Source organism: Formosa sp. L2A11, assembly GCF_009796865.1.
In the GTDB taxonomy this organism is placed as follows: Bacteria; Bacteroidota; Bacteroidia; order Flavobacteriales; family Flavobacteriaceae; genus Formosa.
Genome location: NZ_CP047028.1, coordinates 1,590,541 through 1,616,416, shown reverse-complemented (window position 1 = coordinate 1,616,416; position 25,876 = coordinate 1,590,541). Strand labels below are relative to the sequence as shown.

Below are 25,876 nucleotides of genomic sequence, written 5' to 3'. Positions count from 1 at the left end.
TAATCTAATTTAACTTATAAAACACATTTTGATCGTCCAGGGCATGCAATAATTCTTGCGAAATTGTTATTTTTTGCTTTCTACTTACCATAGGCAACTTTACTTTATCTTCTTGATCATAAACCAAGAAATTAAGTAATTTAGTTCCGAAATGGTCGTCTAGCAATTGTTTTAAGTTTTTAATTTTATTTTCTGTTAAATCTTTTATACTTAACTGAATAGATAATTTCTTTGCATATTGATCCATAACATCGTGTAACAGCTGAAAACTATTAAACTGAATTCTTGGATCACTTTTCTTTCCTGTATCCTTATTTACCCAACCTTCACGAACAAAGGTTTTTACATGAACAAAACTATTTACTACAAAAAAGTGTCTGAATTTTAAATAATCTTCTCCAAATATTCTGAATTCATAACTATCAAAATAATCATCTATTGTAAACAAAGCCCAACCTTTACCTTGTTTACTTACACGGTGTTGCACATCAGTAATTACACCACCAAAAGTTAGCTCGGCATTTAAACATGTTTCTAAATTTCTGAACATACTTAAATTTGCATTACAGAAATTTTTCATTTCAATCTTAAAATCATCTAACGGATGTCCCGAAATATAAATACCAACAACTTCTTTCTCTCTTGCAAGTTTCTCCATATTCCCCCACTCGTCTGCAGGCGGGACTAAAGGCTCTTCTATTTGCACATCACTTGCTTCTCCAAATAAACTTACCTGTGCAGAATTTTCGTTTTCTTGATGCTTACTTCCGTATTTAACTGCTTTTTCTAAGAACGTAATACCATCGCCTTCATCTTGAAAATACTGAGATCGGTGTGTATCTGAGAAACAATCAAATCCTCCTGCCAAAGCAAGACTTTCAAACGCTTTTTTATTTGCAGCTCGCAAATCTATACGTTTAGCAAAATCGAAAATAGATTTATATGGACCTCCTTCTTTTCTGTTTTCAACAATAGTCATAACAGCACCATGACCAACACCTTTTACTGCTCCCATTCCAAAACGCACGGCATACTCATCGTTTACAGAGAATTTATAAAAAGACTCGTTCACATCTGGACCAAGCACACTCAATTTCATACGTTTACACTCTTCCATAAAGAATGCAACCTGTTTAATATCGTTCATATTATTCGATAAAACAGCCGCCATATATTCTGCAGGGTAATGCGCTTTTAAATATGCGGTTTGATATGCAATCCACGCATAACACGTCGAGTGAGATTTGTTAAAGGCATAACTCGCAAAGGCTTCCCAGTCTTTCCAAATTTTATCTAATTTTTTAGGATCATGACCTTTTTCACTCGCTTGACTAATGAATTTAGGCTTCATTTTATCAAGTACTGCAATCTGTTTCTTACCCATTGCCTTACGCAAAACATCGGCTTCACCTTTCGTGAAATCTGCTAATTTTTGCGACAAAAGCATTACTTGCTCTTGGTAAACCGTAATCCCGTATGTTTCTTTTAAGTACTCTTCCATCGCTGGTAAATCGTACTCAATTTCTTCTTCACCGTGTTTTCTTCTAATAAAACTCGGAATATATTCCATTGGCCCCGGTCTATACAAGGCGTTCATGGCAATAAGGTCATCAAAAACTGTTGGCTTTAAGGACTGCATGTGTTTCTGCATCCCTGGAGATTCATACTGGAACACTCCAATTGTTTCTCCGCGCTGGAACAGCTCGTATGTTTTAACATCGTCTAAAGGAATAGATTCTGGATCTAAATCTATATCGTGTTTCGCTTTTATAATTTTTACGGTGTCCTTAATTAGGGTTAATGTTTTTAACCCCAAGAAGTCCATTTTTAATAATCCAGCAGATTCTACAACCGAGTTGTCAAACTGTGTGACATATAAATTAGAATCTTTTGCCAAAGACACCGGAACGAATTTAGTAATATCGTCTGGCGTAATAATTACACCACAAGCATGGATTCCTGTATTTCTAACAGAACCCTCTAAACGTCTTGCCAAGTTTAAGGTTATAGATTCTAGATTATCACCATCTGCAAGTCCTATAAGTTCATTAACCTTTTCTAATTCTTCTGCTTTAAATTTTTCTTTTAATCCCTTTTCATCTAAAGCAAATATTTTTTTCAGCTTAGACATATTAGGAATCAACTTCGCAATTCTATCGGCTTCAAAAAGTGGTAAATCTAAAACACGTGCAGTATCTCTAATAGACGATTTAGCTGCCATGGTACCGTAAGTAATAATCTGAGCCACCTGATTGCTTCCGTATTTCTCGATAACGTAATCCATAACTCGACTTCGACCTTCATCATCAAAATCAATATCAATATCGGGCATACTTACACGATCTGGATTTAAGAAACGCTCGAAAAGCAGATTATACAACATCGGATCGATGTTTGTAATCCAAAGGCAATACGCAACTACAGACCCTGCTGCAGATCCACGCCCTGGACCAACAGAAACACCTATTCTTCGTGCTGCACGAATAAAATCTTCTACAATTAAGAAGTATCCAGGATACCCTGTTTTTTCAATAACTTCAAGCTCAAAGTTTAGACGCTCAACAACTTCCTCAGAGAGTTCTTCTCCATATCTAATTTTGGCTCCTTTAAAAGCCATATCTTTTAAAAAGGCATTTTCTCCACGCTTTCCACCGTCTACATTGTCTTCTGCAAATTGAAATTCTTCAGGAATATCGAATTTAGGCAACAAGACACTACGTGCTAATTCGTAGATTTCAATTTTATCTACAATTTCTTGAATATTGGTAATCGCTTCAGGAATATCTTTAAAAAGCGCCTTCATTTCATCTGGCGACTTAAAGTAATATTCTTGATTTGGCATACCATAACGGTAACCACGACCACGACCTATTGGAGTTGCCTGCTTTTCACCATCACGTACACATAACAAAACATCATGTGCATTGGCATCGTCTTTTTCTAGATAATAGGTATTATTTGTAGCTATTAACTTTATATTATGCTTTTTAGAAAACGCTATTAAAACAGGATTTACACGATCTTCATCTTCCTGATTATGTCGCATTAACTCAATATACAAATCGTCTCCAAACTGTTCCTTCCACCAAAGTAAAGCTTCTTCTGCTTGTTTTTCTCCAACATTAAGCACCTTACTAGGTACTTCTCCATATAAATTTCCGGTTAAAACAATAAGGTCTTCTTTATATTGTTCTATCAGTTTTTTATCAACTCTAGGCACATAATAAAATCCATCTGTAAATGCCGCAGACGATAATTTCGCTAAATTATGATACCCGTTTTTATTTTTTGCAAAGACAACGATTTGGTACCCGTTGTCTTTTCTTGTTTTATCTAAATGATCCTCGCAAACAAAAAACTCACTCCCTAAAATAGGTTTCATTTCGTTTAACACAGGCTTTTTACCTGCTGCAATAGCTTCTTCGTTTTTTGCACGAACACCTTTATTATGATTAATAACTGCCGTTACAAAGTGAAAAGCCCCCATCATGTTTGCATGATCGGTTATCGCAACACCCGTCATATTATGCTTAGCTGCTGCACCTACTAAATTAGGTATACTTATAGTAGATTGTAATATTGATAATTGAGTGTGATTATGTAAATGCGAAAAATTAGCATCTTCTAACGTTGAAATATTTTCTTCTATTTCTGCTTCAGAAAGATCTGTACTCTGTGCTTTTTGTAAACGTGCATTAATTTTAGCACTTGCCTTCTGTAAATTGATATGCTTTAAACCAATTAACTGAATCTCTTGTGGGTTGGCCTTATCGAAACGTTCGAAATAATCTGGCTGAACATCTAAAGCTTCAACAGTATATTCTTTTCTTCGAATTAACTCAAAGAAACAACGTGTTGTAGCCTCCACATCGGCAGTGGCATTATGCGCATCTCCAAAAGGTTTATTAAACAAAAACTGATGCAACTCTGTTAACGTTGGTAGTTTAAATTTACCTCCACGTCCTCCAGGAATCTGACATAATTTTGCAGTAATTTCTGTACAGGTATCTAAAACAGGAAGTTCCTGCAATTCATTTTCTAGATCTTCTCTATAAAATTCTGCCCCCATTATATTAAGGTCGAACCCTACATTCTGACCAACAACAAACTTAGTTTTACCTAGAGCAACATTAAATTTCTCTAAAACTTCAGACAAAGGCAGTCCTTGTTCTTGGGCAAGTTCGGTAGAAATACCATGAATTTTTTCTGCATCGTAAGGAATATTAAATCCTTCCGGCTTCACCAAATAATCTTGATGTTCTATGCAGTTTCCAAGCTCGTCGTGCAGTTGCCAAGCAATTTGTATACATCTTGGCCAATTATCTGTATCGCTAATTGGTGCATTCCAACGCTTTGGTAAACCTGTAGTTTCTGTATCGAATATTAAGTACATAAAAATTTGTTGTGCTAAAAAAATGAGGAGGTTAAAATTAAGAATAATTATGAGTTATCCGACGAAGTTCTTCAACCTTTTATAAACAAAAAAAAGCAACACGAAGTGCTGCTTTATATAACTGCTTTATATTGAATTTATTCTGTAACAAAAGGTACTTGATATAACACCCCCTGATTAAAATCTACTTTTTCGGTACCTAAACCCGTATACGCTGTAAACCAAAACACACCACTTACATAACCTTTGACTGTATTAATTTCTTCAATTTCTATCTGTCCTTCAGAATAATACACCACACTCTCGTCTATATTTGGAGTCGTTAAACTATCTTCTGCATTATATAAGGTAGAATACACAACACCATCTGCATCTGTAAATATTGCTTTCGCATCTGCAACCACGTCTGCATCTGTTGTTTGCCCCACGTAATATGTTCCGACCTTTAGAGCTGGTAATTCTAAACTAATAGTAGTCCGATCTAATTCACCCGAAATTATTAAAGTTCCCGACGTATTAGACACTTGTTGTGTTCCCATTTTCCAAAGTTCACCATCTTTATTAGCTTGTAAAGCAGGATCATTAAATTCTAAATCATCTTCACATCCTGTAAGCGTTAAACAGACTAAAAGTACAGCAAACCAAGTTTTCATAAATTCAAGTGTATTACGTTAGGGATTCAAAAATAGAATAAAAAACGAATATCATTTCATTTAAATTAAGTTATTGAATATTAATTTTTTATAGTATCTTTGCGCCCTTATTAATAACCGAGGTCGAGAACCTCAATTAATTAATTATTATGCCTGTAAAAATTAGATTACAAAGACATGGTAAAAAAGGGAAACCTTTTTACTGGATCGTCGCAGCTGATGTAAGATCAAAAAGAGATGGTAAATACTTAGAAAAATTAGGTAGCTACAATCCAAACACAAACCCTGCAACTATCGAATTAGATGTAAACGGTGCTGTAACTTGGTTACAAAACGGTGCACAACCTACAGATACTGCAAAGGCAATTTTATCTTACAAAGGAGCAATGCTTAAAAATCACCTTGTTGGTGGTGTTAGAAAAGGTGCTTTAACTGAAGAGCAAGCAGAAGCTAAATTTACTGCTTGGTTAGAAGAAAAAACTGGTAAAGTTGATTCTAAAAAAGATGGTTTAGCAAAAGCTGATGCTGATGCTAAAGCAAAAGCTTTAGATGCTGAAAAAGCTGTTAACGATGCAAGAACTGCTGCTGCCGCTGAGGCTGAAGCTGAAGTAAAAGCTGCTGAAGCTGCTGCTAACGCTGAAACTGCAGAAGAAACTTCTAACGAAGAAGAATAAAAAATTAATTTTTTATACTTTTAAAACCTGACAACTCGTTGTCGGGTTTTTTTATTTAAAATATTATGAAAAAAGATGAATGTTTCTTTCTAGGAAAGATTGTAAAAAAGTACAGTTTTAAAGGTGAATTACTAATAAAACTAGATACCGACGAGCCTGAATTATTTGAAGATATGGATTCAGTATTTATTGATTTACGTAATAATTTAGTCCCATTTTTTATTGAATCGTCTCAGCTTCATAAATCGGAATTGTTACGTATTAAATTTGAAGATGTAGATACAGAAGCAGATGCTGATGCTTTAATGAAATCGGATTTATATTTACCACTTGATTTCTTACCAGAACTAGAAGGTAACAAATTCTATTTTCATGAAATTATAGGGTTTACCGTAGAAGATGTTAATTTTGGAAAAGTGGGTATTATTCAATCTATAAACGACTCTACTGCACAAGCGCTTTTTGAAATAGATCGTGATGGTATTGAAATCTTAATCCCAATGAACGACGAGTTTATATCTAAGGTAGACAAGCCTAACAAAACCATTTTTGTAGAAACTCCAGAAGGTTTAATTGATTTATATTTGGAAGAATAATCTCTTAAAAATACGTCACACCTGAACTTGTTTCACTGTCTCACATAGACTTTACATTAACTATAAAAAATGAGATGCTGAAACTAGTTCAGCCTGACAACACCTACAACCAAATTATAAAAAAAATGTCATTCCGAGCCTAAGCAAGGAATTTCATCAGGATTAAAAAAGATTCTTCAATCGCACTTCCTTCTCAATGAGATGATACAAACTTTATTATGAGTAAGCCATTTAAGTTTAAAGAATTCACCATTAACCAAGACCGTTGCGCCATGAAAATTGGTACAGATGGTGTATTACTTGGTGCCTGGGCAAGTATAGATCATAATCCATTTTCTATTCTTGACATTGGTGCAGGAACGGGCGTAATAGCCTTAATGTTAGCACAACGCAGCTATGCAGAACTTATAGATGCGATGGAAATTGACGACGAGGCTTACGAACAATGTGTAGATAATTTTGAAACCGCACCTTGGGCAGATCGTTTGTTTTGCTACCACGCCGCTTTAGAAGAGTTTGTTGATGAAATTGAAGACCAATATGATCTTATTGTTTCTAATCCGCCATTTTATTCTGAAGACTATAAAACAGCTAACGAACAGCGCGATTTAGCACGTTTTTCAGAGGCACTTCCTTTTGATCACTTAATAGACAGTGCTTCTAAACTACTATCAGAACACGGTATATTTTGCCTAATTATTCCTTTTAAAGAAGAATCTAATATTATTGAATTAGCATTAAAAGTTAATTTATTTCCGAATAAAATTCTTCATGTAAAAGGCAATCCTGATTCAGAGATTAAGCGTAGTTTAATGCAGTTTTCATTCACTAAAACAGACACAGAAACGAACACACTTATTATTGAAACAGATCGCCATAATTACACTGAAGACTACATTAAGCTTACCAAAGATTTCTATTTAAAGATGTAATGTTTTGCTGAGTAATCGCTAAATTTGAGAGATACGACTCAAGATTATTCAACAAAAGACAAAGGCTATCTGCTTTTTTCTAAAACATACGCTTTATGAAACCAGATGTATTTGAAGCACCAGATTACTACAATCTAGACGATTTATTATCCGATGAACATAAATTAGTTCGCGACACAGCACGAGCTTGGGTAAAACGCGACATCTCTCCTATAATTGAAGAATACGCACAGAAAGCAGAATTTCCGAAACAAATTATAAATGGACTAGCAAGCATTGGCGCTTTCGGCTCCTACATTCCGCAAGAATATGGAGGAGCAGGTTTAGATCAAATTTCATACGGTTTAATCATGCAAGAAATAGAACGTGGAGATTCTGGTATCCGAAGCACAGCCTCGGTACAATCGTCTTTAGTCATGTATCCTATCTGGAAATATGGTAACGAAGCACAACGCCAAAAGTATCTGCCAAAATTAACCAGCGGAACATGGATTGGATGCTTTGGATTAACAGAACCAGATCACGGCTCTAATCCGTCTGGAATGGTTACCAACTTTAAAGATATGGGAGATCATTATTTACTAAACGGTGCCAAAATGTGGATTTCTAACGCGCCTTTTGCACAGATTGCTGTAGTTTGGGCAAAAGATGAAACAGGACGCATACACGGGTTAATTGTAGAACGCGGCATGAAAGGCTTCACTACGCCAGAAACACACAACAAATGGTCATTACGGGCATCTGCTACTGGAGAATTAATTTTCGATAATGTAAAAATCCCTAAAGCCAATTTATTACCAAACAAATCTGGATTAGGTGCACCACTTGGTTGTCTGGATTCTGCTAGATATGGTATTGCTTGGGGAGCCATTGGTGCCGCTATGGACTGTTACGACACCGCTTTAAGATATAGCAAAGAACGTATGCAATTTGGAAAACCCATTGGACAGTTTCAGCTTCAGCAAAAAAAATTAGCAGAGATGATTACAGAAATCACCAAGGCACAATTATTAACTTGGCGTTTGGGTGTTTTAAAGAATGAAGGAAGAGCGACTTCTGCTCAAATTTCAATGGCTAAACGTAACAATGTTGACATGGCAATTACTATTGCTCGCAATGCCAGACAAATGCTTGGCGGAATGGGAATCACTGGAGATTACAGTATTATGCGCCATGCCATGAATCTTGAAAGTGTAATTACTTACGAAGGCACACACGATATTCATCTCTTAATAACCGGATTAGATATTACAGGTCTAAATGCTTTTAAGTAGGACGTAAACTGATTTTATATATATTTAATTTATGTTTTCATCTCAAAAAAGATTAGATCGCGCTTATAAAACTGCAAAGATTATAGCATTCGATAATACATCTAAATTTATATTTTTTAGCGACTGCCACCGTGGTGACAATAGTTTTGCAGACGATTTGGCACACAATAGAAACATCTATTTTCATGCATTACAACACTACAGTAAAAACGGGTTTCATTATTGCGAACTAGGTGATGGTGATGAACTTTGGGAAAACCGGACTTTTAAATCCATTTTTGAGGCACATAAGAATGTATACATGATAATGAAAGACCTTTACCATGATAATCGCCTAGATTTAATTTGGGGAAATCACGATATGGTTTATCGAAAGGAGAATTATGTAAAAAAACATTTAAGCACCTTTATTTACAGACATTAAATACCATGAAGGTATAGTTTTAAAACATAAAGAGTCTGAACAAGAAGTGTTTTTAACACACGGACATCAGGCAGATTGGTGGAATTACAAGTGTTGGAAATTAAGCCGTTTTATGGTGCGTGTTTTATGGAAACCTTTAAATGTTATGGGCATTTTAGACCCAACAAGTCCTGGTAAAAACTATACAGAATTAATACGAATTGAACGCCATATTAAAAAATGGATTAAGACTAATAAGAATCTAATTACAATTGTTGGACACACACATAGACCCCGCTTTCCTGAACCTGGACATATTGCTTTTTTTAACGATGGAAGTTGTGTACACCCGCACAGTATTACAGGTATAGAAATAGAAAATGGGGAAATTTCTCTTATAAAATGGGATACCTCAACAACAGACGAAGGTTATTTTAGAATTGTAAAAACCGTATTAGAAGGCCCTAAAAAATTAATTGATTACAAAACGTCATAAACAATTTATTAAAAATTTAAAAAAATCATTATAAATAATGATACCCAAAACAACTTGAAGACAAGCTATTTTGGGTATTATATTTTATACGATTACCAATAAAAAAAGGTTCTAACTTTCTGGTGCTAGTTCGACCTCTAATCCTTCCATTGCAGGCGTCATTTGAATCTGACAACCTAAACGGCTATTATCTTTTACATTAAATGCTTCTGCTAACATCGCATCTTCATCGTCTTGCATTTCCGGTAATTCTGTATCAGATAACACATAACATTGGCAAGAAGCACACATAGCCATTCCACCACAAATACCAATGGTTCCTTCTGGAGCAAGCTCGTAAGAACGCACTACTTCCATTAAATTCATTGCCATATCTGTAGGTGCTACAACATCGTGTGTTACACCATCTCTATCTGTTATCTTTATATTTATATCTTGTTCTTCCATAGTAAATTACTGCTTGACAAATGTATAAAACACTCCTCCAAAACTACACTTTATTTTTTTAGTTTATTGCCTTAACAACAGCTTTTGGCGATTCTTTTCTAGATCCATCAAAACCATCTATACCACTTACAGTAGTATATTTAAGCACATATTTTTTACCTGGATTAATTACTTTATAAGCAGATTGACACATTAGTGTCGCTTCATGAAATCCACATAAAATTAACTTTAATTTACCTGGATATATATTCACATCTCCAATAGCATAAATTCCTGGTATATTGGTTTGGTAATCTAAAGCATTATCTACTTTAATAGCATTCTTCTCAATTTCTAGGCCCCAATTTGCAATAGGTCCTAATTTTGGAGACAAACCAAATAAAGGAATAAAGTGATCTGTTTCTATTTGAAACTCTTCTTCTCCTTTCTTAACCGTTACACTTTCTATATGGCTGTTCCCAGACACACCAACTACTTCTGCAGGTGTTACTAAATTAATTTTTCCTTGAGATTTTAATTCTTGCACTTTTTCTACAGAATCTAAAGCACCACGAAATTCGTTTCGTCTATGAATTAAAGTCACCTCTGAAGCAACATCAGACAAAAAGATACTCCAGTCTAATGCAGAATCTCCTCCACCAGAAATTACAACGCGTTTATTTCTATACTTTTCAGGGTCTTTAATAAAGTAATCTACACCGTGATCTTCAAAAGAAGTAATATTATCAATTAACGGTTTTCTAGGTTCAAAACTACCTAAACCACCTGCAATTGCAACTACAGGAGCTTGATGTTGTGTGCCTTTATTTGTCGTAACAATAAAAGAACCATCTTCTTGTTTTTCTACAGTTTCTGCACGCTCTCCTAAGGTAAACCCTGGTTCGAATTGCTTAGACTGTTCTAATAAGTTTTTTGTTAAATCTCCTGCAAGAACTTCTGGAAAACCAGGAATGTCGTAAATCGGTTTTTTAGGATATAACTCTGAACACTGTCCACCTGCTTGTGGTAAAGCATCTATTAAATGACACTTTAATTTTAATAATCCAGCTTCAAAAACGGTAAATAATCCGGTTGGGCCCGCCCCAATAATTAGAATATCTGTTGTAATCATTTATAATAATCTTCTAAAAAGTAATTGTACTTTTTATTCTACATTTATGACTTGCTCAATTTGTGGCACATACTTTTTAATGGTCATTTCTACCCCAGACTTTAGCGTCATTTGATTTACACTACAGCCCACGCATGCACCTTGAAGTTGTACACGAACCAACTTATCGTCTTCTATAGAAATCAGAGAAATATTTCCTCCATCACTTTCTAAAAACGGACGAATTTCGTCTAACGCTTTCTCAACATTTATTTTTATTTCCTCTGAAGTCATAAATTTATTTTTTAACGGACGAGCAACCAGCCATCGTCGTGATTTTAATTGCCTCTGTTGGTGGTAAATCGTCATTACGTTTTACTACTTCCTGAACTACGTTTTGAGTTAATTTCTCGAAAGATTTTTCTAAAACAGTATCTGCTTGTAATGCCGCTGGGCGACCAACATCTCCTGCTTCTCTAATGCTTTGTACCAATGGTAATTCTCCTAAAAATGGCACATCTAAATCTTGGGCTAAATGTTTTGCACCTGCTTCACCAAATATATAATATTTGTTTTCAGGTAACTCTTCTGGTGTAAAATACGCCATGTTTTCAATTATTCCTAATACAGGTACATTTATGCTTTCTTGTTGAAACATCGCTACTCCTTTTTTAGCATCTGCTAAAGCTACGGTTTGCGGTGTACTTACAACTACAGCACCAGTAATTGGTAAGGATTGCATGATACTTAAATGAATGTCTCCCGTTCCTGGAGGTAAGTCTAATAATAAAAAGTCTAGTTCTCCCCAATGCGCATCAAAAATCATCTGATTTAATGCTTTTGCAGCCATAGGTCCTCTCCAAACAACTGCCTGATCAGGCTTAGTAAAGAATCCAATAGATAATACTTTGACACCGTAATTTTCTACCGGTTTCATTTTAGCTTTTCCATCGATAGTAACAGATAACGGACGCTCTTTTTCAACATCAAACATAATTGGCATTGAAGGCCCATAAATATCGGCATCTAAAACACCTACACTAAAGCCCATCTTAGCCAACGTTACTGCTAAGTTTGCTGTTACTGTAGATTTTCCTACACCACCTTTACCAGATGCAACAGCAACTATATTTTTAATACCAGGAATTTGTTTTCCTTTTATTTCATTTTTAGGTTGAGCAGCTGGAGCTTCAACTTTTAAATTCACTTTAATTTTAGCTTTCTCATAAACTAAATCGTGAATGGTCTTTAAAATATCAACTTCAGTTCTCTTTTTTGCCTGTAAGCTAGGGTTTGCTATGGTAATATCTACAACAACCTCATCTCCAAAAACTATTACATTTTTAACGGCACCACTATCTACCATATTCTGTCCTTCACCAGGAACCGTAATGGTTTTTAATGCTTTTAAAACATCTTCTTTTTGTATCTTCATTTTTAATTTATTCTTTGTGAAATTATAAAGCTAGAGACGCTTTTAGTAGAGCTAATACAGAAGGTCTTACATTAATTTCAAAAATTATTTATTTAGATTAAATCTAAAACACAAATATACTGTGAATTGTTTAATTATTGAAACTCTTATTTGGCAAAGATTTGTTAATTACACCTCTGTTTTGTCCCCTTTATTAAAAGCAGAAACACTTTATTTTTTAATCAGGTCTTGGTACCTCGTTAAATTATCTGTTGCTTGTAAAATTTTAGATTTTAACTGCGGATTTAATTCTGGATGCGCACTTAAATAAGCATCTAAAACAGCTTTCGCTTCCTTAGATTGATATTTACCAATTGTAGACTGTAACCATTTTAAAGGAAAAAACAAATCGCTTGTATTCTTTACCTCTTCTAATAACTCTAAACTTAAAGGCAAATATTTAATGGCTTCCTTCTGATGTAACGGATGATGAATATAATGATTTGCAGTTCCAACCCAACTTGAATTTTTTCTATTTTTAACATCTTTAAATGATATAAATAAAGCTTCTCGATCTGCATTATTTGAAGACAATGCCGGTAATAAAAATTTAAATCTATCCTTAGCATCTGGACTAGAGATTTGGGTTTCAGTTTTAGCTAAAATAGCATCGTGTTTTGGGTGGTTACACAAAGCCAACGTCATTGCTAAGTTTGTAATATCTTTTTCATTTAATTTTAAACTATCAATAGTTACATCCTTATTCCAAATTTTATATAACTGATCTAAACTTTCGCCTTGATACGCTAAATTAGAGAAAGCAGTATAAACACTTTTCTTTACGGACGAAGATAATTCCATATGTAAGCGTTCCCATAATTTATTGGATAATGTGGGCTGAAGCGCTTCCCGCTCGTCTTCACTTAAAAAATTCCAATATAAACTTGCAAAATCTGAAGACAATGTCCCCATAATTAACTCGTTGGTTTCATGTTGCAATCCATTTAAAAAAGTATTTAAAGCGGTTTTTACGGGAATATTTCCTGAGAGTGTATTTTCGTAAGTATTTATATAATTTGAAGCTCTAGCAACTTCATCTTTTAATTGATAACTATTTAAAGCGGCAACAGGATCTATAGGAAAAATACCATATCCGTAACCGTTGCTATTATAAACTATTGCATTAGGTTTAGGCACTCCTTTTAAACTTGTAATGTTTTGAGATTTCCCTTCAACAAAAACTGTTTTTTTAACGATGGAATCTGGATAAATTAACGCAATTTCTAATTGCTGAGGCCACAAATTAGCGCTACCATCTTCTGCTTTTTGGTGCAGTGTTAGTGATTTTATAGTATTATTCTCGTAAATAATATCGTTTGTAAATACGGGTCTACCAGATTGATTTACCCAAACAGCACTCCAAGCCTTAAGATCTGTATCTGACTTTGCGTCTAGAATACTAATTAAATCTTCCCAGGTAGCATTACCGTTGGCATAGGTTTTTATGTATTCCTGAATACCTAACTGAAATTGCGATTTCCCCAATAACATTTCTAATTGGTTCATCATTATTGGTGCCTTATTATAAATAATATCTCCATACAGACTTCCTGCATTGTTTAAATTATTTAAGTTCTGGCGTATCGCATTTGTACCTTTTGTACGGTCTACGCTATAAGCTCTTGGCGCTTTTGTAACTAGAGTTAATAGATTAAAATTTAGGTCAGGGAAATTTGGATTCACCACTTTAGCAGCCATAAAATTCGCAAACACTTCTTTTAACCATACATCGTCAAACCAATTCATAGTTACAAGATTTCCAAACCACATGTGTGACACTTCGTGAGAAATTAAATTAGCACGATTCCAATGTGATAATTTTGGCATATAATCTTCAAAAAACAAAGATGATTCTTTATACTGAATAGCACCAATATGTTCCATACCACCAAACTGAAAAAACGGAATAGCAACAAAATCTAACTTTTTAAACGGAAAGGAATACCCCGTATAAGCTTCTAAATAGGCTAATGATTTTTTATGTAAATTGAAAATAGGATCTAAACTTTCATCAATTTTAAGTGAATCTTGCTCTCTGTATAAAAAATGATGATTATCTCGAGTCGCTTGGTCAAACTTTCCTGCTACAAAAGAAAACAAATAGGTACTCATTACATTAGATGTTTCGAAAACAGAGGTTGAAGTGTTTGCCGTTTCTGAAGTAATTTCGGGATATGTAGAACTTAACACCGTCCAATCTTTAGAGGCTGTAAGTTCTAAATTAAAGGTTGCTTTAAGGTTTGGCTGATCGAAACACGGAAACAAAGCTCTAGCATGATCTGGAACAGATAACGTATACAAATACTCATCGTTTCTATACAAGTATTGATCGCCTGCCTGAAAAGCGATCTGAAATACATTTTCCCCTACTTTTAAATAGTGTTCTGGAATGATAAGATGTTCGTGTTCTTGAATACTTTCAATAGAATCTGAAGCAATAAACACTTTTGGTTTACTAGTATTATTGGGATTAAAATCTAAAACTAAGGGTTCGTTTGCCTCTTTAAGAGTAACACGTAATTCTAAATTTGCAAGAATAGCTTCAGCCTTTTCTTTTGGTAAATTAAAGCTTAGTTTATAATTAATATTGGATAGATTCTCTTTTCTATGTTGTGCTAAATCCCAAGATACTCCGGGCTCTATTTTAGAATAGTCTTTGGTTTCTTCTTGGCAAGACCATAAACAAAACAAGGCTAAGACAACTATAATATTAATTTTCATAAATAGAGATTTTATTTATCATACAAGATAACAAAAACCACTATAAACCAATCTTCTATTTTATGTGTCTAATTCGTCCAAAGCTTCACTAGGATCCCAATAATAAGTTTCTAGATGCTCTACCTGATTATTTTTAACCTTAACGCCTTCATTTTCTAAAAGTTGTTGCATAAGGTTTGTACCATCAAAATGAAATTTACCCGTAAGCAAACCATTTTTATTTACTACACGATGCGCAGGAACATCGTCCATATTATGAGAAGCATTCATGGCATACCCAACAATTCTAGCACTTTTTGCTGCTCCTAAATACCGGGCAATTGCACCATAATTAGTAACTTTACCATACGGAATTTGCTTAACAACCTCGTAAACTCTATCGAAAAAGCGTAGTGTTTCTGGTTTCATTACACTTTTTTTACAACATGAATTAAAGTTATTAATGCAACAATTGCTGTAATTACTCCTATTAATAAGTTCATGTTTTTTTGCGACTTAAATTGTGTACTTTTAATTTTATCGAAAAAAATCATATACAAATAAAGCATTACAAAAGAGCCCATAGCAGAGCCTAAAACGTAAGTAAGAATATCTGATTGCTCAAAAGTTAACCATCCAAAAGAAGCGAGTGTAACACTCATGTACGCCTGAAAAGGAATAGGAAACATATTTAAAGCAGACATAAGTAAGCCTTGAAAAAAACGACTTTTTTTACTTCTAATTTCGGGAATTTTTTCACTTGTAAGATCTCCGTCTCCTTTTGCAATAAAAAAGAAATACATAGATATTAAAATAAAGATAACCAAAGCAACACGCTGTAAAACAATTACAACATCGGGATGCATTGTTAAATATCTAGCAAAAATAACAGCTATAAAGGTTTGTATTAAAACAATAATACAAGCACCAATAGAGAATACAATCCCTCGCGTGTACCCCTCTTTTAAACTAATTTTAGCAGCGGTCATGTTTAAAAGCCCTGGAGGAGCTACACCAAGAAAAGACACAATAAACCCTAAAATAAAGATGACCGTAATATTCAAATTCCTATTTTATTTTAAACCTAATATACGTTATCGCCTTACCTTTTACTAAGTACTGAGATTCGTAAAACGTTTGTATTTCGGTAACCTCTTCTGGGCTTCCTTCTTGCTTATACACATCGTGATTAGCGTATAAAACCTCGTGTCCGGCACCGTGTAACAACCCTAAAGTATAACCATGCATAAACTCACTATCAGTTTTTAAATTCATAATACCATCTGGTTTTAAAATACTTTTGTATTTCTCTAAAAACTCAGTATTAGTCATTCTATGTTTAGTACGCTTATATTTTATTTGCGGATCTGGAAAAGTAATCCAAATTTCGTCTACCTCGCCTTTTGCAAAAGCATACTCAATTAATTCTATTTGAGTTCTTAAAAACGCAACGTTAGGAATACCATCTTCAATAGCAGTTTTGGCACCTCTCCAAAATCGTGCTCCTTTAATATCTATACCTACAAAATTCTTATTCGGAAATTTTTGAGCTAACCCAACCGAGTATTCACCTTTACCACACCCTAATTCTAAAACTAAAGGGTTATCGTTTTTAAAGACTTTTTCGTTCCAATGTCCTTTTAAATCAAATTCCGCATCTACCAATGCTTCACGACTTGGTTGAAACACATTGCTAAAAGTTTCGTTTTCTCTAAATCGTTTCAGTTTATTTTTGCTCCCCACTATATAAAAATTTACTTGTAAAATAATTGCGAAAATACGGTAGAGAGTTATTAATTTACAATTTTTTCGCCTTTAGTTTTAAAATTTAATAATTAATAAAGATTTTTATAAGAATTAGGACATATTGAATTGAATGTTTTTTAGGATATTTAAACATCCTTTTAAGAAATTACAGGATTACATTTATAATTATACAAAAAGAGTTTAGCTCTCCTTTTTATGAAAAAAAGAATACTTATTGCGCCTTTAAATTGGGGATTGGGACACGCCACACGCTGTATCCCAATTATAAATCAGTTAATTATAAACAATTTCACTCCTGTAATTGCTAGTGATGGTATTGCTTTAGCTCTTTTAAAAAAAGAATTTCCTACGGTAGAAACTGTAGAGCTTCCTGCCTACGATATTACTTATGCTAAAAAAGGCCATTTTTTTAAACTCAAGCTTTTAAAAGATTCTCCAAAATTAATAAAAGCCATTAAAGCTGAAAAGAAAGCGACTAAAGTACTTATTGAAACACATAATATAGACGGTATTATCTCAGACAATAGACTTGGAGTGCACAGTAAAAAAATTCCATCGGTTTTTATAACACACCAATTGCAAGTTTTAAGCGGAAACACAACTTGGTTAAGCACAAAAATGCACCAACGTATAATTGAAAAATTTAATCAATGTTGGGTTCCTGACCACGAAAACGAACCGAGTTTAAGTGGTAAATTAAGCCATATGAAAGGGATTGAGATTCCTCTAAAATATTTAGGACCGTTAAGCAGGTTTGAAAGACATGATATTGAAAAGACTTACGATATCATGATTTTACTCTCCGGACCAGAACCTCAGCGTACATTTTTAGAAGAGAAATTATTAGAAACTTTTAAAACAGATTCTAGACGTATTTTATGTGTCCGTGGTGTGATTGAAAAAGAACAAATTACTACAACTAATGGCAATTTAACTATTACCAATTTTATGACTGGTAAAACCTTAGAAAACGCACTAAATGCAAGTAATTTTGTGCTTTCCAGATCTGGATACACTACAGTTATGGATTTATCTGTATTAGGGAAAAAAGCATTTTTTATCCCAACTCCTGGTCAGTTTGAACAAGAATATTTAGCAGAACGTTTAGATGAATTAAAACTTGTACCCTATTGCAAGCAAAATGATTTTACTATTGATAAACTAGAAAACATATCTGCTTACGAAGGATTAGACGGTCAAAACGCAACGGCTAATTTTAAAGATTTATTTAGTCTTTTCTAATGTAAAAGAAAATTCGCTACCCACTCCAAAATCACTTTCAACGTAAATTTTTTCGTCGTGAGCTTCAATAATATGCTTTACAATGGCTAATCCTAAACCAGAACCACCTTCTTTTCTAGAACCACTTTTATCTACTCTATAAAAACGCTCGAATAAACGCGAAATATGATTAGGAAGAATTCCTTCGCCATTATCGGTAACACGAACTATAACTTTGTTTTTAATTAAGTTTTCAATACTAACTTCTGTCGTTCCTTTATCGTGGCCATATTTAATAGAGTTCACCACTAAATTGGTTAACACCTGCTGTATGCGTTCTTTATCTGCGTTTACAAAAATTGGTTCCTCGTAATCCCGATCAAAGGTAAGTGTTATACGTTTTTTAGCAGCTTTCATTTCAAACATATCAAATACATTCGAAACCAATTCCACAATATCAAACTCTTCCATTTCTAGTCTTAAATCACCAACCTCTAATTTGGTAATCATATCTAGATCATTCACTATATATATTAAACGTTCAACCCCTTTACTGGCACGGTCTAAATATTTTTCTCTAATATTTTTATCATTACCAGCACCTTCAAGCAACGTTAATACATAACCTTGAACTGTAAACAATGGTGTTTTTAATTCATGAGAAATATTACCCAGAAATTCCTTTCTGTATTCCTCACGAACTTGTAACATTTCGATTTCTATTTTTTTGTCTTTGGCATACTTATCAATCTCTTCAGTAAGCGTTGCCATATCTGTAGTAATTCGTTTTTTACGAAGTGTTGTAGATTCAAGAAGTGTTAAATCGTCGTAAATTTTCTTTACCCTTTTATAGATAAATACTTCTACACGATATTGAATAATAGAGAAACATCCAAAGAAAAACACCCCTACAAAACCAAGTACATGGAAGATATTGAAAGTAGAAAATATCGATAAGTAAACACTAAATAGAAATCCTAATAATATAGACGAATAGCCTGCCGTTTTCACTGCAAACTTGTATGTTTTTTTGGTTTTTTTCGGCATTAATCTACAAACTTATAACCAACACCTTTTACAGTTTTAAAGCAATGGTCTCCAATTTTTTCACGAAGTTTACGAATATGAACATCTATTGTTCGTCCCCCAACTACAACTTCATTACCCCAAACTTTATCTAAAATTTCTTCACGTTTAAATACTTTTCCAGGCTTAGAAGCTAATAAAGATAATAGTTCAAATTCTTTTCTTGGAAGCACGATTTCTTCTTCTTTTAAAACAATTTTATACTCGTCTCTATTAATTGTTAAATCCCCTATTTTAACGATAGATTCGTTTATAGATTCTTCTTTTAAACGTCTTAATAAAGCTTTTACTTTGCTCACTAAAACTTTTGGTTTTACTGGTTTTGTAATATAATCGTCTGCTCCAGCATCGAATCCGGCTACTTGAGAATAATCTTCGCCTCTGGCTGTTAAAAACGTAATAATTGTATTTTTTAATTCTGGAATATTTCTAATTTGTTCGCAAGCTTCAATACCATCCATTTCCGGCATCATTACATCCATAATGATAAGTTGTGGCTTTTCTTTTTTAGCTTTTTTAACGGCTTCAACTCCGTTTTCTGCTGTAATGACCTCGTAGCCTTCAGAAGATAAATTATAACCTACTATTTCTAAAATATCCGGCTCATCATCAACCAACAAAATTTTTATGTCCATTTTTAGTTTATTAAAATGTTATTTAATCTTCAAAGATAAAATATATAACAATCATTCTTAAGAAACAATTTTTTAATAACAATAACGTAACTTCAACCTTACACTATAATCATTTAAGATCAACAATAACACAGTTTAACAAATTATGGCCTAAAATTTGTTATGAATTTATTACCTTTATATATTAATTTAATTTGATGAAAAAAAACTACCTACTTACTCTTTTATGTTTCTTTTTATTTCTTATAATGTCGGTTACTGCCCAAGCACAGGCAACAAACAGAGATGTGATTAAGAATATTGAAGACCTTACAATTTATCCTAATCCGGTGAGTAATGGTAAATTGTATATTGTTACCAAGGAAAACCTAACTAAAGACATTGAAATTTTTAATGTTTTAGGAAAGTCTATTTTAAAAACTACTCTTTTTGGTAAAGAAATAAACATCTCTAAATTAAATCCTGGGATTTATATTATTAAAATTAAAGAAAACAACATCTCTACAACAAGAAAGCTTGTAGTTAAATAACGTTAACAATCTTTAAATATTACATTTAACATTCATAAAAATCTTTTTTTAAAACATATTTTAAAGCATTGCTCTTGGCAATGCTTTTTTATTTTAACTATTTTTGCTTATGTTTTTTATCTCAAAACTATGATTGATACTCAAGCTATTTTTAATATTAAAACGGAAAACCAATTTAATGAACAAGCATTGAATGTTTTTCAATTTCAGTTTAAAAACAATCGGACGTATAGATCGTTTTGCGACTTACTCTACATACACCCAAGCGATGTAACACACTACAAAGACATTCCGTTTTTACCAATAGAGTTTTTTAAAAGTCGTGACATTTTAAGCAGTACTGCACCCGTACAATGCACATTTTCTAGTAGCGGAACTACAGGAAGCGTAACAAGTAAACACTTGGTAACAGACACTTCTATTTACGAAGACAGCTTTAGAAAAGGATTTACCAATGCGTATGGAAACATTAACGACTATGTGGTTTTAGCCTTATTACCATCTTATTTAGAACGTAACGGATCTTCATTAATATACATGGTTAACGATATGATTAACCAATCTAATCATTCTGAAAGCGGATTTTATTTAAATAATTTATCGGAGTTAAAATCTAAATTAATCGATTTGGATTCTAGAGGACAAAACGTACTTTTAATTGGCGTGTCTTTTGCTTTATTAGATTTGGTTGAAGCGCACCAGTTTAATCTAAAGCATACCATAATTATGGAAACCGGAGGTATGAAAGGTCGTCGCAAAGAACTTATTAGAACAGAATTACACGATATTTTAAAAGCAGGTTTTGGAGTAAACCAGATACATAGTGAATATGGTATGACAGAGCTTTTAAGTCAGGGCTATTCTAAAGGTCATGGTATTTTTAACTGTCCGCCTTGGATGAAAATTTTAACAAGAGATCCTGAAGATGCTTTAACAATTCAGACAGAAGGAAAAACCGGAGGTATAAATGTAATTGATTTAGCTAATGTAAATTCTTGTGCTTTTATAGCAACACAAGATTTAGGAAAAATTACAGGAGAAAACGCCTTTGAAGTGATTGGTCGCTTTGATAATTCTGATATTCGTGGTTGCAATTTAATGGCTTTATAACCCTATTATTTCGAGTTACAGAATTTTAACATATAATTTACAAAATATACTGAAAGTAAACAGATTATACACCGACTATAAAAAAACCTCCTTGCTTTAGGTTCAGTAAAGAAAGGTTGGTTTTTAATGGTTAGTTGGTTTTTATTGAAGCCGGATTATAAATAATCCGGCTTTATTATTTTAAATAACTTTTACAATATATGTATTACGCTTTCCTTTATTAATAATGATATAACTATCGTTAATTAAATCGTCTGCGCTTAATTTATAATCTTCTTTTACTTTTTCTTTATTTACAGAAACTGCATTTTCTTTTAACGCTCGTCTAGCTTCACTATTAGAGGCTAAGAAGTTTGTTTTAGCAGCAAGTACTGCAATCATATCAATATCTCCTAATTCTGCTTTAGAAATCTCTGCCATTGGCACACCTTCAAACACATCTAAAAATGTTTCCTCGTCTAACGTTTTAATATCTGCTTTAAAAGATTTTGAGAATAATATATTCGATGCTTTTTCTGCATTTTCAAAAGCTTCTTTAGAGTGTACAAATGTGGTTAACTCTTCTGCTAGTTTCTTTTGTAACAATCTTAAATGTGGCGTTTCTTTATGTGCTTCAATTAAAGCTTCAATAGTTGCTTTATCTAAGAATGTAAAGATCTTAATATATTTTTCGGCATCCTCATCTGTGGTGTTTAACCAGAATTGGTAGAATTTGTAAACAGATGTTTTATCTGCATCTAACCACACATTTCCTCCTTCACTTTTACCAAATTTAGACCCATCTGCTTTTGTAATTAACGGACAAGTCATCGCATAAGCTTTCGCTTCTACACCAGGATTCATACGTCTTACTAACTCGGTTCCTGTAGTAATATTTCCCCATTGGTCACTACCTCCCATTTGCAATACACAGTTATAGTTTTTATGTAAATGGTAAAAATCGTAACCTTGAATTAGTTGGTAGGTAAATTCTGTGAACGACATTCCAATACTACCTTCTTCTCCAGAAAAACGCTTCTTAACAGAATCTTTAGCCATCATGTAGTTTACGGTGATACGTTTACCAACATCGCGGGCGAAATCTATGAATGAAAAATCTTTCATCCAATCGTAATTATTCACTAATACTGGTGCATTAGCTTCTGTAGAATCGAAGTTTAAAAAGCGAGATAACACTCCTCTTATTCCTGCTACATTTTTTGCTAAAGTTGCTTCGTCTAACAAATTACGTTCGTCACTTTTTCCAGAAGGATCACCAATCATACCTGTTGCTCCACCTACCAAAGCCATAGGTTTATGCCCTGCTTTTTCTAAATGAACTAATATAATAATAGGTACTAAACTTCCAATATGCAAAGAATCTGAAGTTGGATCAAAGCCAATATAGGCTGTTGTCATTTCTTTATTCAATTGATCTTCAGTCCCAGGCATAATATCATGCACCAAACCTCTCCACGTTAATTCTTCAACAAAATTTTCAGTCATTAGTTCTAAATTTTAATAATCTTATGCAAAGATAAAAATCGTAGTATAATTACCCCTATATTAAATAATTCTTTACCTTCGATTTATGATTTTAGTTACAGGAGGCACAGGTCTTGTTGGTTCGCATTTACTTTATAAACTAGCAAGCGATAAGAAAAAAATAAAGGCAATTTACAGATCTGAACACAAACTTGAGGTTGTAAAAAAAGTCTTTTCGTACTACACAGACAATGTAGATTCCCTTTTTAATAGTATTGAATGGGTAAAGACAGACCTTTTAAATGTTCCTGATTTAGACGACGCTTTTAAGAATATAACTTACGTCTATCACTGTGCAGCTTTAGTGTCTTTCGATCCTAACGATTACTTAACGTTAAAACGAACCAACACACAAGGCACTACAAATATTGTTAATTTATGCTTAGCGCATGATATAAAAAAACTCTGTTATGTAAGTTCTATTGCTACTTTAGGAGAATCTCTAACTAACGATCCGGTTACAGAAGAAACGTATTGGAATCCGGAAGAAGACAATAATGTGTATGCTATTACAAAATACGGTGCAGAAATGGAAGTTTGGCGCGGCACACAAGAAGGTTTAAATGCGGTAATTGTAAATCCTGGCGTTATTTTAGGAGCGGGAAATTGGAGTCAAGGTAGTGGTAATCTATTTAAACGTGTATACAAGAACCTAAAATACTACACAAATGGCATTACTGGATTTATTGATGTAAACGATGTTGTAAATATTATGATTGCCTTAATGCAATCAGACGTTAAAAATAAAAGCTATATTTTAATAGCAGAACACTGGAGTTTTAAACACGTATTACAAACTATAGCTAAAGAATTAGGAGTAAAACCACCTACAAAAGCGATACAACCTTGGCAAGCACAACTAGGATGGCGTTTGGATTGGTTACAACACGGACTTACTGGAAAAAAACGTATTCTAAGTAAACAAGTCGCTCAGACTATTAATACAAAATCTACTTATAGTACAGAGAAAATAACATCGCTTTTACATTATAAATGGACACCTATAGAAGACAGTATCCTGGCAATATCTAAACAATTTAAAAACGAAAATTAATCTCTCTTCTTTATTACTTTTAAGCTATCCGGATTTAAGTTTATTTTGCCCTTAACAGGTTTTAGTTCAGGAATAATCAGCTTATCTAACGAATCTTGTTTGCGACTTGCTTTTAATTCTGCATCCTGAATATCTTGAAACTTCTGCTTAAGCGCTTTTAAGCTATCATCTACTTTTTCATATAAAGCTTCGTATTCTTCAAGATTATAAGAATAATACTCATTACTTTTTACAAACTGTAAACTATCTATATTATACTTATTGTATATATAAGATTTTACGGATATACTATTGCTGTCTAACTTTTTTTTATCGAAACCTCTAGTTGCAGACAGCATACTCATATCTATAATAATATCTATCATCTTGTTTTTAGAGATCAGATTTTTCGGCTTTGCAGGCTTACTAATATCATGACAAGATGTTATACTAAATAAGATTAATATACCTAAAATTAAACGTTTCATCTATCTATTAAAAGTTAAACGTTTTGCTGCTTTAACGTTGTTGAATTTAAAATTATGATATACCAATTCTCCATTTAAAAATGTATCTGTAATACGAGATTTAAATGTTGTTCCTTCGAAAGGAGACCATTGGCATTTGTATAAAATATTTTCTTTTGTAACCGTCCAAGGATTATTTAAATCTACAACAACTAAATCTGCATAATGGCCAACTTTAATAAATCCTCTTTTTTCTACTTGAAACAATATTGCCGGATTATGACACATTTTTTCAACCACTTTTTCAAGAGAAATTTTACCACGATGGTGCATTTCTAACATTGCAGGTAAGGCGTGTTGTACTAATGGCCCTCCAGAAGGTGCTTTAGTATAAATATTTTGCTTTTCTTCTAACGTATGTGGCGCATGGTCTGTAGCCACAACATCTATACGACCATCTAAAAGCGCTTCCCAAAGCTGATCTTGATCTTTAGCCGTTTTTACTGCTGGATTCCATTTAATAAATGTTCCTTTTTTCTCGTAATCTGCATCTGTAAACCATAGGTGATGAATACAAACTTCGGCAGTGATTTTCTTATCCTTTAACGGAATTTTATTTGTAAATAATTTAGTTTCCTTTCCTGTAGATAAGTGAAACACATGTAATCTTGCACCTGTTTTCTTAGCCAGTTCTATTGCTGTTGAAGACGATAAATAACAAGCTTCTTCACTACGAATTTCTGGATGATATTTAATAGGAATATCTTCTCCATACTTTTCTTTAAAGGCTTCTAAATTAGTTTTAATCGTTTGTTCATCTTCACAATGCACAGCGATTAACATGTTAACTTTTGAAAAAATTTCTTCTAAAACCTTCGGATTATCTACAAGCATATTCCCTGTAGACGAGCCTAAAAATAATTTTAAAGCGGCTACATTTTTAGTATCAACTTTTAAAATTTCTTCTAAATTATCGTTAGTTCCTCCAAACATAAACGAATAATTCGCATGAGATGTTTCTGCAGCTATAGCAAATTTCTCGTCTAATTTTTCAATTGTAGTAGTTTGCGGAATTGTATTGGGCATTTCTATAAACGACGTAATACCTCCAGCAATTGCTGCTTTAGATTCTGTTGCAATATTTGCTTTCTGAGTTAATCCAGGCTCTCTAAAATGCACCTGATCATCTATAATTCCTGGCAGCACATATTTACCTTCTGCATCAAAAACCTGAACCTCTGAAGATTTAGCACTAATAGACTCTCCTACTTCTTTAATAAATTCACCTTCAATTAAAATGTCGCCTTCAAAAATCTCGCCTTCATTTACAATCTTAGCGTTTTTTATTAGTACTTGTTTTAGCTGCATAAT

At 33.3% G+C, this 25,876-nt stretch carries 23 protein-coding genes and 1 pseudogene; 9 read left to right on the top strand and 15 right to left on the bottom strand.

Annotation, left to right across the window (positions count from 1 at the left end):
- Positions 1-4 precede the first annotated feature (4 nt).
- Positions 5-4,393, bottom strand: coding sequence for a DNA polymerase III subunit alpha (gene dnaE, locus GQR95_RS07030; RefSeq protein ID WP_159022501.1), 4,389 nt, complete (start codon positions 4,391-4,393; stop codon positions 5-7).
- Positions 4,394-4,530: 137 nt separating this feature from the next.
- Positions 4,531-5,046, bottom strand: coding sequence for a DUF6252 family protein (locus tag GQR95_RS07025; protein WP_159022500.1), 516 nt, complete (start codon positions 5,044-5,046; stop codon positions 4,531-4,533).
- A 149-nt stretch (positions 5,047-5,195) separates the two neighbouring features.
- Between GQR95_RS07025 and GQR95_RS07020 the strand changes: the two genes are divergently transcribed.
- The 5 genes and pseudogenes from GQR95_RS07020 (at position 5,196) to GQR95_RS07000 (ending at position 9,421) form a co-directional block, all read left to right on the top strand.
- A complete protein-coding gene (locus GQR95_RS07020) occupies positions 5,196-5,720 on the top strand; it encodes a 30S ribosomal protein S16 (protein ID WP_159022499.1) in 525 nt (174 codons plus the stop codon).
- 65 nt (positions 5,721-5,785) lie between these two features.
- Positions 5,786-6,316, top strand: coding sequence for a ribosome maturation factor RimM (rimM, locus tag GQR95_RS07015; RefSeq protein ID WP_159022498.1), 531 nt, complete (start codon positions 5,786-5,788; stop codon positions 6,314-6,316).
- 218 nt (positions 6,317-6,534) lie between these two features.
- Positions 6,535-7,248: a tRNA1(Val) (adenine(37)-N6)-methyltransferase gene (locus tag GQR95_RS07010; protein ID WP_159022497.1), complete on the top strand. Its 714-nt coding sequence runs from the start codon at positions 6,535-6,537 to the stop codon at positions 7,246-7,248.
- A 95-nt stretch (positions 7,249-7,343) separates the two neighbouring features.
- Complete coding sequence (locus GQR95_RS07005; protein WP_159022496.1) at positions 7,344-8,522, top strand: acyl-CoA dehydrogenase family protein; 1,179 nt, start codon at positions 7,344-7,346, stop codon at positions 8,520-8,522.
- A 31-nt stretch (positions 8,523-8,553) separates the two neighbouring features.
- Positions 8,554-9,421 (top strand): annotated as a pseudogene (locus GQR95_RS07000) (serine/threonine protein phosphatase).
- 111 nt (positions 9,422-9,532) lie between these two features.
- Here GQR95_RS07000 and GQR95_RS06995 read toward each other — a convergent pair.
- From GQR95_RS06995 to trmB, 8 genes are all read right to left on the bottom strand, one after another.
- The gene (locus GQR95_RS06995; protein WP_159022495.1) at positions 9,533-9,868 is read right to left on the bottom strand and encodes a 2Fe-2S iron-sulfur cluster-binding protein; all 336 of its coding nucleotides are present in this window, start codon (positions 9,866-9,868) and stop codon (positions 9,533-9,535) included.
- A 58-nt stretch (positions 9,869-9,926) separates the two neighbouring features.
- Positions 9,927-10,979 (bottom strand): NAD(P)/FAD-dependent oxidoreductase, encoded by a 1,053-nt coding sequence (locus GQR95_RS06990; RefSeq protein ID WP_159022494.1) that lies wholly within the window; start codon positions 10,977-10,979, stop codon positions 9,927-9,929.
- Between the two features lie 33 nt (positions 10,980-11,012).
- A complete protein-coding gene (locus tag GQR95_RS06985; RefSeq protein WP_159022493.1) occupies positions 11,013-11,252 on the bottom strand; it encodes a NifU family protein in 240 nt (79 codons plus the stop codon).
- Positions 11,253-11,256: 4 nt separating this feature from the next.
- The gene (locus GQR95_RS06980) at positions 11,257-12,393 is read right to left on the bottom strand and encodes an Mrp/NBP35 family ATP-binding protein (RefSeq protein ID WP_159022492.1); all 1,137 of its coding nucleotides are present in this window, start codon (positions 12,391-12,393) and stop codon (positions 11,257-11,259) included.
- Between the two features lie 210 nt (positions 12,394-12,603).
- Positions 12,604-15,153, bottom strand: coding sequence for a M1 family aminopeptidase (locus GQR95_RS06975; protein WP_159022491.1), 2,550 nt, complete (start codon positions 15,151-15,153; stop codon positions 12,604-12,606).
- 60 nt (positions 15,154-15,213) lie between these two features.
- The gene (locus tag GQR95_RS06970) at positions 15,214-15,561 is read right to left on the bottom strand and encodes an MGMT family protein (RefSeq protein WP_159022490.1); all 348 of its coding nucleotides are present in this window, start codon (positions 15,559-15,561) and stop codon (positions 15,214-15,216) included.
- A complete protein-coding gene (locus GQR95_RS06965) occupies positions 15,561-16,196 on the bottom strand; it encodes a lysine transporter LysE (RefSeq protein WP_159022489.1) in 636 nt (211 codons plus the stop codon). Before GQR95_RS06965 ends, GQR95_RS06970 begins: the two co-directional genes overlap by 1 nt.
- Positions 16,197-16,200: 4 nt before the next feature.
- Positions 16,201-16,875: a tRNA (guanosine(46)-N7)-methyltransferase TrmB gene (gene trmB / locus GQR95_RS06960; RefSeq protein WP_159022488.1), complete on the bottom strand. Its 675-nt coding sequence runs from the start codon at positions 16,873-16,875 to the stop codon at positions 16,201-16,203.
- Between the two features lie 219 nt (positions 16,876-17,094).
- Between trmB and GQR95_RS06955 the strand changes: the two genes are divergently transcribed.
- On the top strand, positions 17,095-18,141 hold the full coding sequence (locus GQR95_RS06955; RefSeq protein WP_159022487.1) for a glycosyltransferase: 1,047 nt from the start codon (positions 17,095-17,097) through the stop codon (positions 18,139-18,141).
- On the opposite strand, the gene GQR95_RS06950 is transcribed toward GQR95_RS06955, so the two are convergent.
- Both GQR95_RS06950 and GQR95_RS06945 read right to left on the bottom strand, forming a co-directional pair.
- Positions 18,124-19,167, bottom strand: a complete 1,044-nt coding sequence (locus GQR95_RS06950; RefSeq protein WP_159022486.1) for a cell wall metabolism sensor histidine kinase WalK — start codon at positions 19,165-19,167, stop codon at positions 18,124-18,126. The genes GQR95_RS06955 and GQR95_RS06950 overlap by 18 nt on opposite strands.
- Complete coding sequence (locus GQR95_RS06945; RefSeq protein ID WP_159022485.1) at positions 19,167-19,841, bottom strand: response regulator transcription factor; 675 nt, start codon at positions 19,839-19,841, stop codon at positions 19,167-19,169. The genes GQR95_RS06950 and GQR95_RS06945 overlap by 1 nt, the downstream gene beginning before the upstream one ends.
- A gap of 197 nt (positions 19,842-20,038) precedes the next feature.
- Between GQR95_RS06945 and GQR95_RS06940 the strand changes: the two genes are divergently transcribed.
- Positions 20,039-20,371: a T9SS type A sorting domain-containing protein gene (locus GQR95_RS06940; protein ID WP_159022484.1), complete on the top strand. Its 333-nt coding sequence runs from the start codon at positions 20,039-20,041 to the stop codon at positions 20,369-20,371.
- Positions 20,372-20,500: 129 nt separating this feature from the next.
- The gene (locus tag GQR95_RS06935) at positions 20,501-21,481 is read left to right on the top strand and encodes an acyl transferase (protein WP_159022483.1); all 981 of its coding nucleotides are present in this window, start codon (positions 20,501-20,503) and stop codon (positions 21,479-21,481) included.
- A gap of 180 nt (positions 21,482-21,661) precedes the next feature.
- Here GQR95_RS06935 and tyrS read toward each other — a convergent pair whose 3' ends face one another.
- Positions 21,662-22,966 (bottom strand): tyrosine--tRNA ligase, encoded by a 1,305-nt coding sequence (tyrS, locus tag GQR95_RS06930; protein WP_159022482.1) that lies wholly within the window; start codon positions 22,964-22,966, stop codon positions 21,662-21,664.
- A gap of 85 nt (positions 22,967-23,051) precedes the next feature.
- On the opposite strand from tyrS, the gene GQR95_RS06925 reads away from it, so the two are divergent.
- Positions 23,052-24,059, top strand: coding sequence for an NAD-dependent epimerase/dehydratase family protein (locus GQR95_RS06925; protein WP_159022481.1), 1,008 nt, complete (start codon positions 23,052-23,054; stop codon positions 24,057-24,059).
- On the opposite strand, the gene GQR95_RS06920 is transcribed toward GQR95_RS06925, so the two are convergent.
- Both GQR95_RS06920 and GQR95_RS06915 read right to left on the bottom strand, forming a co-directional pair.
- Complete coding sequence (locus tag GQR95_RS06920; RefSeq protein ID WP_255473256.1) at positions 24,056-24,526, bottom strand: DUF4296 domain-containing protein; 471 nt, start codon at positions 24,524-24,526, stop codon at positions 24,056-24,058. The genes GQR95_RS06925 and GQR95_RS06920 overlap by 4 nt on opposite strands.
- Positions 24,527-25,873 (bottom strand): dihydroorotase, encoded by a 1,347-nt coding sequence (locus GQR95_RS06915; protein ID WP_159022479.1) that lies wholly within the window; start codon positions 25,871-25,873, stop codon positions 24,527-24,529.
- Positions 25,874-25,876: the final 3 nt, after the last annotated feature.

Excerpts from the sequence above, each read along its gene's own strand:
- GQR95_RS06995 (WP_159022495.1), bottom strand. The coding sequence starts at position 9,868 with ATGGAAGAACAAGATATAAATATAAAGATAACAGATAGAGATGGTGTA.
- GQR95_RS06980 (WP_159022492.1), bottom strand. The coding sequence starts at position 12,393 with ATGAAGATACAAAAAGAAGATGTTTTAAAAGCATTAAAAACCATTACG.
- GQR95_RS06915 (WP_159022479.1), bottom strand. The coding sequence starts at position 25,873 with ATGCAGCTAAAACAAGTACTAATAAAAAACGCTAAGATTGTAAATGAA.
- GQR95_RS06950 (WP_159022486.1), bottom strand. The coding sequence starts at position 19,167 with ATGCCGAAAAAAACCAAAAAAACATACAAGTTTGCAGTGAAAACGGCA.
- GQR95_RS06925 (WP_159022481.1), top strand. The coding sequence starts at position 23,052 with ATGATTTTAGTTACAGGAGGCACAGGTCTTGTTGGTTCGCATTTACTT.
- GQR95_RS06920 (WP_255473256.1), bottom strand. The coding sequence starts at position 24,526 with ATGAAACGTTTAATTTTAGGTATATTAATCTTATTTAGTATAACATCT.
- tyrS (WP_159022482.1), bottom strand. The coding sequence starts at position 22,966 with ATGACTGAAAATTTTGTTGAAGAATTAACGTGGAGAGGTTTGGTGCAT.
- GQR95_RS06975 (WP_159022491.1), bottom strand. The coding sequence starts at position 15,153 with ATGAAAATTAATATTATAGTTGTCTTAGCCTTGTTTTGTTTATGGTCT.
- GQR95_RS06970 (WP_159022490.1), bottom strand. The coding sequence starts at position 15,561 with ATGAAACCAGAAACACTACGCTTTTTCGATAGAGTTTACGAGGTTGTT.
- rimM (WP_159022498.1), top strand. The coding sequence starts at position 5,786 with ATGAAAAAAGATGAATGTTTCTTTCTAGGAAAGATTGTAAAAAAGTAC.
- GQR95_RS06935 (WP_159022483.1), top strand. The coding sequence starts at position 20,501 with ATGATTGATACTCAAGCTATTTTTAATATTAAAACGGAAAACCAATTT.
- GQR95_RS06955 (WP_159022487.1), top strand. The coding sequence starts at position 17,095 with ATGAAAAAAAGAATACTTATTGCGCCTTTAAATTGGGGATTGGGACAC.
- GQR95_RS06990 (WP_159022494.1), bottom strand. The coding sequence starts at position 10,979 with ATGATTACAACAGATATTCTAATTATTGGGGCGGGCCCAACCGGATTA.
- GQR95_RS07005 (WP_159022496.1), top strand. The coding sequence starts at position 7,344 with ATGAAACCAGATGTATTTGAAGCACCAGATTACTACAATCTAGACGAT.
- GQR95_RS07025 (WP_159022500.1), bottom strand. The coding sequence starts at position 5,046 with ATGAAAACTTGGTTTGCTGTACTTTTAGTCTGTTTAACGCTTACAGGA.
- GQR95_RS07020 (WP_159022499.1), top strand. The coding sequence starts at position 5,196 with ATGCCTGTAAAAATTAGATTACAAAGACATGGTAAAAAAGGGAAACCT.
- GQR95_RS06945 (WP_159022485.1), bottom strand. The coding sequence starts at position 19,841 with ATGGACATAAAAATTTTGTTGGTTGATGATGAGCCGGATATTTTAGAA.
- GQR95_RS06985 (WP_159022493.1), bottom strand. The coding sequence starts at position 11,252 with ATGACTTCAGAGGAAATAAAAATAAATGTTGAGAAAGCGTTAGACGAA.
- GQR95_RS06940 (WP_159022484.1), top strand. The coding sequence starts at position 20,039 with ATGAAAAAAAACTACCTACTTACTCTTTTATGTTTCTTTTTATTTCTT.
- dnaE (WP_159022501.1), bottom strand. The coding sequence starts at position 4,393 with ATGTACTTAATATTCGATACAGAAACTACAGGTTTACCAAAGCGTTGG.
- GQR95_RS07010 (WP_159022497.1), top strand. The coding sequence starts at position 6,535 with ATGAGTAAGCCATTTAAGTTTAAAGAATTCACCATTAACCAAGACCGT.